At 68.2% G+C, this 13925-nt stretch carries 11 protein-coding genes; 7 read left to right on the top strand and 4 right to left on the bottom strand.

Annotated elements, in window-relative coordinates:
- Positions 1-130: 130 nt before the first annotated feature.
- The 5 genes from AC5RUF_RS01710 to AC5RUF_RS01690 all read left to right on the top strand — a co-directional run bounded on the left by AC5RUF_RS01710 (position 131) and on the right by AC5RUF_RS01690 (position 5102).
- Entirely contained in the window at positions 131-1279 is a 1149-nt protein-coding gene (locus AC5RUF_RS01710; protein WP_493996589.1) for an ABC transporter substrate-binding protein, read from the top strand.
- On the top strand, positions 1254-2405 hold the full coding sequence (locus tag AC5RUF_RS01705) for a FecCD family ABC transporter permease (RefSeq protein ID WP_494129499.1): 1152 nt from the start codon (positions 1254-1256) through the stop codon (positions 2403-2405). The genes AC5RUF_RS01710 and AC5RUF_RS01705 overlap by 26 nt, the downstream gene beginning before the upstream one ends.
- Positions 2402-3280: an ABC transporter ATP-binding protein gene (locus AC5RUF_RS01700; RefSeq protein WP_493998636.1), complete on the top strand. Its 879-nt coding sequence runs from the start codon at positions 2402-2404 to the stop codon at positions 3278-3280. Before AC5RUF_RS01705 ends, AC5RUF_RS01700 begins: the two co-directional genes overlap by 4 nt.
- Complete coding sequence (locus tag AC5RUF_RS01695) at positions 3277-4719, top strand: hypothetical protein (RefSeq protein ID WP_494129498.1); 1443 nt, start codon at positions 3277-3279, stop codon at positions 4717-4719. Before AC5RUF_RS01700 ends, AC5RUF_RS01695 begins: the two co-directional genes overlap by 4 nt.
- A 209-nt stretch (positions 4720-4928) precedes the next feature.
- Complete coding sequence (locus AC5RUF_RS01690; protein ID WP_494129497.1) at positions 4929-5102, top strand: hypothetical protein; 174 nt, start codon at positions 4929-4931, stop codon at positions 5100-5102.
- 108 nt (positions 5103-5210) lie between these two features.
- Here the strand turns inward: AC5RUF_RS01690 and AC5RUF_RS01685 are convergent, their stop codons facing one another.
- Positions 5211-5807: a LysE/ArgO family amino acid transporter gene (locus AC5RUF_RS01685; protein ID WP_493997429.1), complete on the bottom strand. Its 597-nt coding sequence runs from the start codon at positions 5805-5807 to the stop codon at positions 5211-5213.
- Positions 5808-5877: 70 nt separating this feature from the next.
- On the opposite strand from AC5RUF_RS01685, the gene AC5RUF_RS01680 reads away from it, so the two are divergent.
- The gene (locus tag AC5RUF_RS01680) at positions 5878-6744 is read left to right on the top strand and encodes a LysR family transcriptional regulator ArgP (protein WP_494129496.1); all 867 of its coding nucleotides are present in this window, start codon (positions 5878-5880) and stop codon (positions 6742-6744) included.
- Positions 6745-6766: 22 nt separating this feature from the next.
- Here AC5RUF_RS01680 and AC5RUF_RS01675 read toward each other — a convergent pair whose 3' ends face one another.
- Positions 6767-7180 carry a MarR family winged helix-turn-helix transcriptional regulator gene (locus AC5RUF_RS01675; RefSeq protein ID WP_493997431.1) on the bottom strand — a complete coding sequence of 138 codons (414 nt, stop codon included), beginning with the start codon at positions 7178-7180 and terminating at the stop codon, positions 6767-6769.
- A 96-nt stretch (positions 7181-7276) separates the two neighbouring features.
- On the opposite strand from AC5RUF_RS01675, the gene AC5RUF_RS01670 reads away from it, so the two are divergent.
- Entirely contained in the window at positions 7277-8089 is an 813-nt protein-coding gene (locus AC5RUF_RS01670) for an SDR family NAD(P)-dependent oxidoreductase (protein ID WP_494129495.1), read from the top strand.
- A gap of 65 nt (positions 8090-8154) precedes the next feature.
- Here the strand turns inward: AC5RUF_RS01670 and AC5RUF_RS01665 are convergent, their stop codons facing one another.
- Positions 8155-8949, bottom strand: coding sequence for an Fpg/Nei family DNA glycosylase (locus AC5RUF_RS01665; protein WP_494129494.1), 795 nt, complete (start codon positions 8947-8949; stop codon positions 8155-8157).
- 35 nt (positions 8950-8984) lie between these two features.
- Positions 8985-13865 (bottom strand): ATP-dependent helicase, encoded by a 4881-nt coding sequence (locus tag AC5RUF_RS01660; RefSeq protein ID WP_494129493.1) that lies wholly within the window; start codon positions 13863-13865, stop codon positions 8985-8987.
- Positions 13866-13925: the final 60 nt, after the last annotated feature.

The raw sequence follows: 13925 nt of genomic DNA, 5'->3' as shown, positions 1-13925 counted from the left end.
CTAGGGATTGATGCGACGGAATTCACACCCGAATTAGGACATAAAAATATGAGCTAATCCGTTTGGCTGTGGTCTGATGGTGAATGTCCGCTTAGGACGCCCTAACTTTCCGTCAGCGATAGGAACTCCGTTGCCCGCACCCCGCGCCCCGTTGCCCCGTCCGTCCAATGGGCTTTCCCGCCGTTCCGTCCTGGGCGGAGCGGGACTCGGTTTCCTGGCCCTGGCACTGGGGGGCTGCTCCACCCGCGAAACCGTCTCCACATCCGGCGGCGCTGCCGGAACCGGTGCGTTCACCGTTACGGATATGCGCGGCGTCGATGTGTCCTTTGACGCTCCGGTGCAGCGGATCGCCACCACGGTGATTCCTTCCCCATCCATGCTCACCGCCGTGGACGGCGGCTACGGCCGGATTGTTGGCATCAATGAATCCACCCTGCAGGCCAACCAGCAGGGCCTGTTCGGCGAAATGTTCCCGGAGTCGAAGTCCACCACCACCATTTCGCCGTCGAGCTTCACGCCCAATATCGAAACCATCACCGAGTTGGAGCCCGACGTGGTGTTCCAGTGGGCGGACCAGGGTGACGGGCTGGTGGAACCGCTGGAAAACGCCGGCTTCAAGACGGTCTGCCTGCTCTACGGCACGCAGGAATACCTCGAAACGTGGGTCACGCTGTTCTCCACCATCCTGGGCAAGCCGGAGCGCGGTAAAGAAATCGTGGACTGGATGCATGCGGAGATCAGCCGGTTGCAGGATGAGCTTTCCGGGGTGGCCACTCCGGTGCGGGTGGTGCACTTGGGCCAGTCCGGGGACGGGTATTCGGCGTCGAACAAGACGTCCTACATGCACTACTGGATGGAACTGGCCGGCGGGCGGAACATGGCCGCAGACAACCTGTCCGCGGAGAACGTGGTCAGCGCCGAACAGCTGATCGAATGGGATCCCGAAGTGATCACACTGGGTGGGTTTGACCAGCGCACCCCGGCGGACGTGTACGCGGACAAGTCCCTGGCCTCCGTCTCCGCCGTGCGGAACCGCCGGGTCTACAAGGCTCCCCTGGGTGGTTACCGTTGGGAAGTCCCGTGCGCGGAATCACCGCTGATGTGGCAGTGGGCGGCACAGGTCTTCCACCCGGGCCGGACCAGCGCGAACCTGCGTGCTGCCATGAAGGAAAAGATCTCCTACCTCTACGGGTATGACATTTCCGAAGCCCAGATCGATGCCGCCCTGCGGATCGACCTGAACGGGGCCAGCGTTGGCTACGACACCTTCCGGGCCTGAGATGCGGGTGCCCGACGCCGTCGTGCCCGGCGCTCCGACACCGTCCCCGCAGGCAACTCCCGAGCACGGCACCGGTGCGCGCTCCTCCCGCCGCCGGCACCGCCTCGTCCTGCTGCTCTGTGCGCTGATCCTGTGTGTGGCGGCGCTGGTCTCCATGGCTGCCGGCCGTTATTGGGTGCCGCCGAACGAGATCCTGCGCATCCTGTTCAACGAAGTTACCGCGGTGGCGGGCGGGGACGGGCTGGTCCGCCGGACCTGGACTGATCAGGAAGCCACCGTAGTCCTGGACGTCCGCCTGCCGCGCGTGCTGCTCGCCTTCCTGGTGGGCGGGGGGCTTTCCCTTGGCGGTGCCTGCCTGCAGGCACTGTTCCGCAACCCGCTGGTCAGTCCGGACATCATCGGGGTGACCGCGGGGGCGTCCTTCGGCGGGGTCCTGGTGCTCACGCTGGGCCTGTCCGGCGGCTGGATGGTGGGCGGGGCCTTCGGCTTCGGCCTGGCTGCGCTGTCCGGTGTACTGCTGCTGGGCCGGATGGGCGGCCGGAGCAACGCCATGCTGATGATTGTCCTGGGCGGCATTGTGGTGGCGGCGTTCTTCAACGCGCTGGTCTCCTTTATGACTTACCTTGCCGATCCGTACTCCGAACTTCCCTCGATTGTGCATTGGCTGCTGGGTTCCATTGCCGCGGCCAGCTATGACAAGGTGCTCACCGCGCTGGTTCCGGTGGCGCTGGGCGCGGCGGTGGTCCTGGCCCTGCGCTGGCGGCTGAACGTGCTCTCGCTGGGCGACGACGACGCCGCGGCACTGGGTGTGAATCCGCACCGCTCGCGGGTCCTGCTGCTGTGCGCCGTTGCCCTGATGACCGCGGGCACCGTAGCCGTGGCCGGCGCCGTCGGCTGGGTAGGGCTGGTGGTTCCGCACCTGGCCCGGCTCTGGGTGGGCCCGGACCACCGGGTGCTGCTGCCGGCGTCGCTGCTCCTGGGCGGCACCTACCTGATGCTTATCGACACCCTCAGCCGTTCCATCACCAGCAGCGAACTGCCGCTGGGCATCCTCACCGCCGTCATCGGCGCACCCGTCTTCGTGGTGCTGCTGGCACGCTCCCAGAAGAAAGGCGAGATGTCATGACCGCCGTTTCCCTGCCCCGCACTGCCGTGCCGGCCGCCGCAGACAGCACCCTGATGCAGGTGGAGGACCTCGGCTTCCGCTACTCCCGGGTGCGTCCCTGGCTGTTCCGGCATCTGGACTTCAAGGTGGAGCGCGGCGAGATCCTCTCCATCCTCGGGCCCAATGCCCGCGGCAAAACCACCTTGCTCAAATGCCTTGCCGGGCTGCTTGCCCCGCGCGAGGGCGGTGTCAGCTGCGCACCCGGCATCGGTTATGTGCCGCAGGACCACGGGGCCGGCCCGTCCTTCACCGTTGCCGAGATGGTACTGATGGGCCGCACCCGGCACCTGCGGGCCTACCAGACCCCGCGCCGAGAGGACCATGAAGCGGCCGACGCCGCCATGGAGCGGGTAGGTGTGGCCGCCTGGGCCGGACGCGACTACTCCGAACTCTCCGGCGGCCAGCGCCAGCTGGTACTGATCGCCCGGGCGGTGGCCTCCGGCTGCGAGCTGCTGATCCTCGACGAACCGGCATCCGCCCTGGACCTGAACAACCAGTCCCGCGTCCTGGGCGTGCTCACGGGCCTGGCAGAGGATGGCATGGGAGTCATCATGACCACCCACCACCCCGACCATGCCCTGCACATTTCCCGCAATGCGCTGCTGTTTGTCGGCAGCCACGATGTCCGCTGGGGCCCTACCGACGGGCTCCTGACCGGGCCCGCCCTGTCCGAGGTATACGGACTGCCCATCTGCACCCCGACCGTCGGAACGGTCTCCGGCGAACGGGTGATAGCCGTACCGGACTTCGGCCCCTCCTGCCGGGCCTGTCCGGTGCCCGGGGCTGTCGGAGCTCCGGTCCTTCCCCTGCCGGTTATTCGAAAGGAACACCCGTGATTATCCGTTTGATCGGCGGTCCGCCGATGCGTCGCCAGACCGACCCGTCCTGGCGCGGCCGGATTACGGACGTTGATGCGTACGACCTCGACGACGACGCCGCCCGCACCTCCATCTTCTCCGCTAACGGACTGGTGATCGGCGGCGGTGTGGACCACCTGCTGCTGGGCCGCTACCGGGATGAACTCACGGCCTTTGTCCGCGACGGCGGCCGGGTGCTGGTGAACGGCCAGGTGGTCAAACCGTTCATCGACGGTCTGGCCGTATGGCGGAAGCTCGAATTCCGCGGCCCCCAGGATGTCCGCCCGCATGCCGTCACCGGGCATCCGGTCTGGGCCGGTACCGATTACAAGGACCTGCACTACCGGACCGGGGTGCCCGGCACGCACAGCTATGGCCGGCTGGAAGAGATCGGCGTCGCCGGTTTCTACGGCCGTGGCTACCACCTCGACCTGCCCGAGGGTGCGGATGTAGTCACCGGCATCGGCCAGTACCGGCTGCCGCTGGACTACAGCTACCGGATCGGTGCCGGCGAGGTACTGGTGCACGGCGGCAATGACCTGGAAAGCTTCAGCGATGACCGGTACAGCACCGGTGTGCTGGGCCCGAACCTGGTGGAGTGGCTCGGCGGCGGGCGGGACGGCCGGGGCGGCAGGGATCACGGGAACAGCGGGAGCTGCGCGGTTCCTGCAGGTGCCGTTCCCACAGGCGCCGCCCGGACGGGCGCCGTCGGTGGCGCGGGGCAGGGTGAGCGCAAGGATCAAGCCGCCCGCAAGGATCAAGCCGTGCACCGGGAGCAGTCCGCGGCCCCGCGGATCGGGCTGCTGCACTGCGGCGCGTTCCAGCCGCTGCGGACCCTGGCCGACCCGGCCCTGGCTCCGTACAGGATCGAATCGGTGCACCTTCCGGAAGCCGATCCAGCGGTCCTCGCGGACTTGGACGTGGTGCTGGTCAGCGACCGCCTGCACCAGGACCAGCTCGCCCGCTTTGTCCCCGCCATCCAGACGGCGCTGCAGGATCCCGGGAAGACCGTGATTGTGCTGGGCGAAAACAAGGTGGAGAACTGGCTGCCCGGCGTCGGCTACACCTTCCGCCCCACGGTGTTCTGGAAATGGCGCACCGGCGAGGACAACGGCACCCGGCTGCGGCTGCCGCAGGACCCGATGTGGGAGTTCTTCACGCCGTGGTCGGTGTCCTGGCACCACCATGGCCTGCTGCACCCGCGTCCCGGCGCCCGTTCCCTGGTGGTGATGGAGGAGGACGGCACCGAGGTGGGCACCCTGCTGTACCTGGATGACGTCAACCAGCCGGCCCGCTTGCTGGTCACCACCATGGACCCGGTCTATCACCACGGTTCCGGGTTCATGCCGGGGGCCTCGCAGCTGCTGTACTCGCTGCTGCGCTGGGTCACGGCCACGCACGTACCCGTCCGGAAGTAGCCGGACCGGGTCCTACAGCGTCAGGGCCATGCCCAGGGAGTCCGGGGCGGTTTCGCGGAAACCGTGCCGGGTATACAGGCGCCGCCCGGGCGGATCTGCCATCAGGGTGACCCAGGCGCCGGCCGGCGCTTTGGAGCGGATTTGTGCCAGTAGTTCGGTGAGGACCCGGTCGCCGAGTCCCTGCCGCTGGGTGTTCCGGCAGGACGGCCATGTCCGCGATGTGGAAGTACCATCCGCCGTCGCCGATCACCCGGCCCATGGCGACCGGCGTCCCGGTGGCCGTTTCCACAATATGGACGGCGGCCCAGCTGCCCGGCAGGGCCGCCCTGGCCTGGTCCGCGCGCTTCGGACTGAGCCCTGCGTCGGCACGCAGCCGGAGGTAGGCGTCCACCGGAGGGGCGGCATTGATGAGGCGGTACGGTTCGTTCGTCATGGAGGAAAATGCTTCCACGTCCGGCAGTGGGGACGACGATTTGTTACGGGGACCAGAGCTAGCCCAGCACCAGCCGTGCGGCCAGGACCAGCATCACGAGTCCGATCAGCAGGTCCAGTATCTGCCAGGTCCGCGGCCGGTTCAGCACCCCGGACAATGAGCGCGCGCCGTAGCCCAGGGCCGTGAACCAGAGGAGGCTGCCGACGGCGGCTCCTGCCGCGTATATCCACCGGGCGTCCGGTCCGTGCTGGTTCGCCAGGCTGCCCAGCAGCACCACCGTATCCAGATAGACATGCGGATTCAGGAAGGTCAGCGCGAGGGTCGTGAGGACGACTGTGCCCTTGGCCCGCGGTTCCTGCGCGGTGAGGGCCGAGGGGCGCAGGGCCGAGGCCAGGGAGCGGATGCCCCACCAGACCAGGTACGCGGCCCCGCCCCAGCGCAGGATCTCGAGGGCAGCCGGAAAGCGGGTTACCAGTGCGCCTATCCCTGCGGTGCCGCCGAAAATCAGCAGCGCGTCGCTGACGATGCACAGCGTGACCACCACTTTGATGTGTTCCCGGCGCAGCCCTTGCCGCAGCACAAAAGCGTTTTGGGCGCCGATGGCCACAATCAGTCCCAGACCGGTGACCATGCCGGCTGCCGCGATACTCCACATACTTTGTACCGTATCCAGCCAAGAGGATTCAGGCCAACGAATGTTTTACAGGATGCATTAGATTTGCTTCATGAACTTGGAGCATCTCCGCGCCCTGACCGCAGTAGTCGACGAGGGGACCTTCGAAGCTGCCGCTGACCTCCTGCACATCAGCCCCTCGGCGGTCAGCCAGCGCATCAAGGCGTTGGAGAACTCGGAGGGGCAGATCATGGTCCGCCGGGGCACGCCGTGCACGCCTACTGAACCCGGTGCCGTCCTGTTGCGGATGGCCCGGCAGATACAACTGCTGGAATCCGAGGCCCGGCACGAACTGTCCGGGCAGACCACCGTCCGGGCGTCGACGCCGGTGGCGGTGAACGCAGATTCACTGGCCACCTGGTTTGTGCCCGTCCTAGCCGAAGCCGCCGGCTGGCAGGACAGCACCTTGGACCTGCAGGTGGAAGACCAGGACCACAGTGCCCGCCTGCTGCGCAGCGGTGACGTGATTGCCGCCATCACCGCCGATCCGGTTCCGGTCAACGGATGCAGGGTGGAGCCTTTGGGGGCCATGCGCTACGTCCCCGTGGCTACACCGGAACTGCGGCAGCGGTTCACCGGGGCGGCCGGGATCAACTGGAATGCCATGCCGGTGGTCCGGTTCAACGCGAAGGATGACCTGCAGCAGCGGTTCCTGCAGGCCCGGGGAATCACGGGGCTGCCGCCCCGGCACACCATCCCCTCTTCGGAAGCGTTCCTCGCAGCGGTGCGTGCCGGACTGGGCTGGGGCATGCTGCCGGAGCTGCAACTGGGTACGGACCTCGACGACGGAACGCTGGTGCTGCTGGACGCCGCTGGACACGAGGATGTCCAGCTCTACTGGCAGGCCTGGAAGCTGGACTCGGACCGGCTGCGGCGAATCGGCGACGCCGTCCGGAGGGCCGCACGGCACCTGCGGTAGGCAGTGTTTCCGTGCTGCGGCTCTAGCTGACGGCGCGGTTGAGCAAAGCCGCAAGCTGTCGGATATCGGCGGAGCTGAGCTGTGCCAGCGGTGTCACCTGCATGGCGGTCCGCAGGAGTGCAGCACGCACCTTGCGTCCTTGGGGAGTCAGCATCAGGACCCGGGACCTGCGGTCCGCGGGGTCCACGGCGCGTTCCACCAAGCCGCGTTCCTGGAGCTGGTTAACAATAAACGTCAGGTTTGGGGCATTGCAGTACAACCGCTCGGTCATCGCTTTCATGGACGGAGCCGGTTCATCCGGATCGATGGCCCAGAGCGCCTGGAAAGTTGCCGTCGTGAGACCGTGCCCGGCCAATGCCTTGCCGATCAGGTCATTGGTGCGCATCCAGATTTCATGGGTCGCTCCCACGGCCGCTGTGAGTTCAGGAGAGGTCATTGGACAAGTCTAACTTCGAAACTCGAAGGGACTAGTTCAAGCTTCGAAGAAGTGCTACGTTGCTTACTTCGATACTTGAACCATTGGAGGATGGCCATGATTGACAGTTATAAGGGACTTACGGCGCTCGTTACCGGCGCATCAAAGGGTCTGGGCAGGGCGTTTGCCATCGAACTCGCGGCGAGGGGAGCCAGGGTCATCCTGGTGGCCCGCTCTGCGGCAGGCCTCCAAAAAACGGCGGCGGAGATCCAGGAGCTGTTCCCGGGCGAGGAACCCGTCATCATTGCGGGAGACCTCACGGCAAAGGACGGCCCCACGCTCATCCACCGCAAGCTGCAGGAACAAGGGCTGACAGTGGACCTGCTGCTCAACAATGCCGGCGCCGGCAGTCCCGGACCGTTCCTGACCCGTCCCTTGGACCCGCAACTGGCCGCAGTCCGGCTGAACGTTGACGGAGTGCTGGCGCTCACCCACGCCGTCGGGGCAGACATGGTCTCCCGGGGTTCCGGCGGCATCATCAATGTCTCATCGACGGCGGCCTTCCAGCCCATGCCGTACGTGGCCAGCTACTCCGCCACCAAGGCCTTTATTCTGTCCTTCACCGAAGCCCTGGCAGAGGAGCTGCGTGGCACCGGAGTAAGGGTCATGGCGGCGCATCCTGGATCCATGGTGACCGGTTTCTTCGACGGAACCACGGCTACACCGGACATGAGGGCAGACACACCGGCTGCCGTGGCAGCCGCGACGCTGGATGATTACGCAGGCGGCCGCTCGGTGTCCTATCCCGGGAGGGCAGTAAACCGGGTCAGGACGTGGGCCGCGCGCCTGCTGCCCCGTCCGGCAGTCACGCGGATTGCCGGTGACTTTAACCGGCGGCAGGGAATGCACCTGGTTGCTGACGTGAAGTAATGCCCGGGGCGCGGACGGTCACCATACGGGCAGGCGCACGGTCCCGGGGCAACATCCCGGGCCGCCTAGCGCAGCGGCTGGCAGTGCGGACAGTAATACAGGTCCCGCAGCTCCAACTCGTTGTCGCCCAGCAGTTCGTGGGCCACCTTGGTGCCGCAGCGCAGGCAGCCGCGTTTCTCCCGGCGATAGACCCAGACCTGGTCCCGGCCCATGGTGCCGGTGGTGATCCGGCGGGAGCGGGACTTGTTCGCTTCCAGCAGCCGCTTGGACAGGTCCACCAGCCGCGGCAGATCGGGCACCGCGGCGACCGGTGTCAGCGGGTGGACGCCGGCCAGGAAACACAGTTCGCACCGGTAGACGTTGCCCAGTCCGGCCATGATCCGCTGGTCCAGCAGGGCCAGGCCGATGGGCCGGTCCGGGTCGGCACGGAGCCGCCGCAATGCTTCTTCCGCATCCCAGTCCGGACCCAGCAGATCGGGCCCCAGATAGCCCACGGCGTCGTCCTCGTCCTCGCGCGGCACGACGCGCAGGAAGCCAAGATCAAAACCCACCACCTGATGCGTGGCCGTCTCCAGCACGGCCCGGGCCTTGAAGGCCGGACGCCGCCATTTCTCGCCGCGGGCGTAGACGTGCCAGAGCCCCTCCATTTTCAGATGCGAATGCAGGATCCAGCCCTCTGCCGGATCCCCGCCGCGGATCAGCAGGTGCTTGCCGCGGGACACCACATCCTGCACCGTGTCACCGGTGTAGTCGGTAGTGGCGAACCGGGGCACGCGCAGGTCGCACCGGGTGAGCTCCTGCCCGGCCAGAACGGTATTGAGGTCCCGTGCCGCCCGCCAGACGGTATCGCCCTCAGGCATGTCCCCTCCGTTCCGCGGGGTCGGCGCCGATACTTTCACACACGGTAACGCAGTCCCTTCGGGGTGGTGTAGAAACCGGCCGCGGTCAGCGCGCGTGCCGCCTCCGTGTCCAGGATGTCCGTTCCGTTGACCTTTTCAATCGCCATCTTTTCTGCCGCTCCCCGGCGGATGATCTTCACCAGGGCAGCCGCGGAGAGTTCGAGCTCCGCCGGGTCTTCCGTGAAGGTCAGCAGGGTCTTGCCGCCGCGCTCGGCGTAGAGGGACAGGTTGCCGTCCACCAGCACCACCAAGGCTCCGGCTTTCCGGCCCGGCCGGTGCCCGCCGTCCAGGGACGGCCAGGGCAGGGCGGCACCGTAGGGGTTGGCCGGATCGGTGGCGGCGAGGGCGACGGCGGCGGGCTCGGGCTGTTTCAGCTGCGCGTCCTCGGAGAAGGAACGGAGCCGGTCTACCGTTGCCGGCACCGCGAACTGGGCCGCGCCCAGGGTTTCAATGAAGTAGCCGCGCCGGCACCGGCCCATCTCCTCCAGCCGGGCCAGCACCCGATACAGCAGGGCGAAGCCGCCGGCCGTGCCCTCGCTGGCCACGGAGCCGCGGGTGACCACGCCATAGCGGTCCAGCATCAGCTCGGCCGTGGCATGGGCGTGCAGGGTGGTGTCGGTTTCCACCGGCGGGAGCAGGCTCCACCGGCCGGCCACCAGGGGAGGGGCGTTGCGGAGCGGAGCGGCAGCGGTGCTGCTGCCGGCCAGCCGCATGGGACTGCCCGTCAGGGAGGCGCCGGGCGCCCGGCCCAGCCGCCCCATCCGCGCGGTCCGGGCCCGGGGCGTGGCGGCCCGCTGCTTGTGCGCGGTCTTGCCGCCGGAGAGCAGGGAGCGTACCGGCGTGAAGGTGTCATTGCTGATCCGCCCCGCCCACACCAGGTCCCACAGGGCCGAGACCACGTTCGCGTCCGTCTCGGCGGGACCGCCAGCGGCCAGGCTGTCACTGAGTTGGCGGAAGAAGTACGCGCCTCCGTTGCCCAGCACCTCCATCAGGCGCAGGTGCAGGGCACCGGGTTCGAAGTCCGCCGAGGGAGCCAAAGTGAGCGGTGCGTTTTCGGCCAGGTGCAGGGCAATCCATCCGTCGTTGCCGGGCAGCGAGCCGCTGCCGGACCAGATGACCTCGCCGGTGGCGGTCAGCTCGTCCAGCATGGCCGGGGCGTAGTCCCGCACGCGCGAACCCAGGATCAGCGGTTCCCATGCGGAGGCCGGGATGGGCACGCCGGAGAGCTGGTCGATGACGGTGGCCACGCCGTCGAGCCCCCGCAGTCCGGAGCCCACGTTCTGCCAGGCCGGCAGGAACCGGCCGTAGGTGGCCGGATCCACCGGTTCCACCTCGGAGCGCAGGGCCGCCAGCGAGCTGCGCCGCAGCCGCCGCAGGACCTCGACGTCGCACCACTCGGTGCCGCCGGCGGCGGGCACGGTGACGGTTGCGGCGGGAGTGGCATCCACCCCGGAGGCTGCGTCCAGCAGCAGGGTTTCGGCGGGACGGAATTCGCCTTCGGCCACCCGTCCCTCACCGGCCAGCCGCTGCAGGGTGCCGGTGACGACGGCGACGCCCAGTCCCAGCCGGGCCGCTGCCTCGGCCGCGGTGAAGGGGCCGTGCGTTCGGGCGTACCGGCCCACCAGGTCGCCCAGGGGATCGGCCACGGGTTCGATAAACGCCAGCGGAACGCCCATGGGAAGCGGCACCCCGAGCGCATCCCGGAGCCGGGCGGCGTCCTCGATGGCCGCGTAGCGGGTGGCCCCGGCCATGCCGATCTTCAGGGCGCGGTTGGCACGCACCAGTTGCTCCAGGAACTCCTGCGCGTCCGCCTCGGTGGCGTTTTCCGGGGCGGCGGCGCCGTCGGCTTCAGCGGCGGCAGCGTCCACGGGCTGCAGCCGGGCCGCGACCTCCGGCACGGACAGCGGCCCGAGCAGCCGGAGCAGATCCGCCACGCCTTCGAGCCCGCGGGCCTTGCGGTCCGGTGCCAGGCGCTGCAGTTCCCGTTCAATGCGGGTGATGATCCGCGCGTCCAGCAGCTCACGCAGTTCGGCCCTGCCCAGCAGTTCGTTGAGCAGCGTGGGGTCCAGGGACAGGGCGGCGGCCCGGCGTTCGGCCAGCGGGGAGTCGCCTTCGTAGAGGAAGGCACCCACATAACCGAACAGCAGCGAGCGGGCGAACGGCGACGGCGAGGGCGTGGTGGTCTCCACCAGCCGGATTTCGCGGCGTTCGATGCCGGACGCAATGTCTTTCAGTGCCGGCAGATCGTAGACGTCCTGCAGGCATTCGCGCACGGTTTCGAGCACGATGGGGAAGGTGGGGTACTTCTTGGCGACGTCCAGCAGTTGCGCCGAACGCTGCCGCTGTTGCCAGAGAGGGGTGCGTTTGGACGGGTTCTGCCGGGGCAGCAGCAGCGCCCGGGCCGCGCATTCCCGGAACCGGGACGCGAACAGGGCCGAGCCGCCTACTTCGGCGGTGACAATGGAATCGAGTTCCTCCGGGTCGAAGAGGAACAGTTCGGCGCCGGGCGGTTCGTCCTCCATCAGCGGCACCCGCAGCACAATGCCGTCATCGGAAGCCATGGCCGAGCCGTCCAGTCCGTACTTGGCGTGCAGCCGGGCGCCAACGGCCAGGGCCCAGGGGGCGTGCACCGGCATGCCGTAGGGGCTGTGCAGGACCACCCGCCAGTCACCAAGTTCGTCGTGGAAGCGTTCCACCACCAGGGACCGATCATTGGGCACCACGTCGGTGGCCTGCTGCTGTTCGCGCAGGTAGGTGATCAGGTTCCCGGCGGCCCACTCGTCCAGTCCGACGGCGGCCAGCCGCTCCCGGGCAGCGGCGTCGTCAGAGCCGGCCATTTCCCGCACGAACGCGCCCAGGGCCCGGCCCAGCTCCACCGGCCGGCCAAGCGAATCGCCACGCCAGAACGGCAGCTTTCCCGGCTGACCGAAGGCGGGGGAAACCAGCACCCGGTCATGGGTGATGTCCTCGATCCGCCAGCTGGTGGCCCCGAGGGCGAACACGTCTCCCACCCGGGATTCGTAGACCATTTCCTCATCGAGCTCACCCACCCGGCGGCTGTTCTTCCCCTCGGAATCGCCCACCAGGTACACACCGAACAGGCCGCGGTCCGGGATGGTGCCGCCGGAGGTGACCGCCAGACGCTGGGCCCCGGGACGCCCGGTGATGGTGCCTTCGGTCCGGTCCCAGACAATCCGCGGGCGCAGCTCGGCAAATTCGTCCGACGGGTAGCGCCCGGAAAGCAGGTCCAGGGTGGCATCAAAGGCGGAGCGCGGCAGCCCGGCGAACGGGGCGGAGGCGCGGACGACGTCGAACCATTCCTCCACGTCGATGGAGCCCAGGGCGGCGGCGGCCACGGTCTGCTGTGCGAGGATGTCCAGCGGATTGGCGGGAATGGCAAGCGGCTCGATCTGCCCGGCCAGCATCCGTTCGGCGGTGACGGCGGAGTTGAGCAGGTCCCCGCGGTGCTTGGGGAACATCACGCCTTGGGAGATTTCACCGACCTGGTGTCCGGCGCGGCCTACCCGCTGCAGGCCGCTGGCGACGGAGGGCGGGGATTCCACCTGTACCACCAGGTCCACGGCACCCATGTCGATGCCCAGTTCCAGCGAGCTGGTGGCCACCACGCAGCGCAACCGGCCGGACTTCAGGTCGTCCTCGATCAGGGCGCGCTGGTCCTTGGACACCGACCCGTGGTGGGCTCGCGCCAGCACCGGGCTGTCATCCTCCACGGCCAGGTCTTCCCGCCGCAGCACCGAGACCCCGGCCTGCGCCATGATCTGCGCCGGCGGGCGGGAGGTGCCTGCGCTCACGGCGGGCGCGGCGTCGTCGGTCCCGGTGGCCGCCGACGCCGCTTCCAGCCGGAAGGCATGGATCTCGTTCAGCCGCGCGGTCAGCCGTTCGGCCAGGCGCCGGGAGTTGGCAAACACAATGGTGGAGCGGTTGGCCTCAATGAGGTCGACAATCTTTTCCTCCACATGCGGCCAGATGCTGGCCTGCGGCGCGTAGCCGCCCTCCACGGTGTCCTCGACCGCGGGGGCGCCGCCCAGGTCCGACATGTCCTCCACCGGAACGGTGACGGTGAGGTTCCAGTTCTTTTTCGACTCGGGCGCGACGATCCGCACGGGGGAGTTGCCGCCCAGGAACCGGGCCACAGTCTCGTGCGGCTCCACCGTGGCGGAGAGCCCGATCCTCTGCACCGGTTTGTCCAGCATGGCGTCCAGCCGGGCCAGCGTTACCGCCAGGTGCGCGCCGCGCTTGGTGCCGGCGACGGCGTGGACCTCGTCCACAATGACGGTTTCCACCTCGGACAGCGTTTCGCGTGCCTGCGAGGTGAGCATCAGGAACAGGGACTCCGGCGTGGTGATCAGGATGTCCGGGGGCCGGGTCAGCAGGGCGCGGCGTTCGTTCTGCGGAGTGTCACCGGAACGGACGCCCACGGTGATGGACGGGGCGGGCAGGCCCAGCCGCTTGGCGGTCTGGGTGATGCCGATCAGCGGAGAGCGCAGGTTCCGCTCCACGTCCACGCCGAGGGCCTTCAACGGGGAGATGTACAGGACCTTGGTCTTGCGTTTGGGTTCCTTGGCACGCCTGGAGCCGGAGCCCTTTCCGTGCGCGGGCAGGGGGATGTCCAGGGTTGGATCCGCCGGGGTCCGGGTGGCAGCAGCAATAAAGCTGTCCAGCGCCCAGAGGAAGGCGGCCAGCGTCTTGCCCGAACCGGTGGGGGCAACCACCAGGGCATTGGCACCTTCGGAAACGGCGTCCCAGGCCCCCAGCTGGGCCGGGGTGGGCGCGGCGAAGACACCCTCGAACCATTCCCGTGTTGCGGGGGTGAATTTACCCAGTACCGAGGACGGCACCAAGGACGCCGATGTCATGGCTCTATTGTTCCCCACCCCGGGGACACTTTAAGCGGCGCTGCGGCGGGTTTGGCTGCA

The organism is Arthrobacter sp. Y3224198, assembly GCF_059090025.1.
The sequence above is the reverse complement of the archived record's forward strand: the minus strand, read 5'-3'. Positions and strand labels throughout refer to the sequence as shown.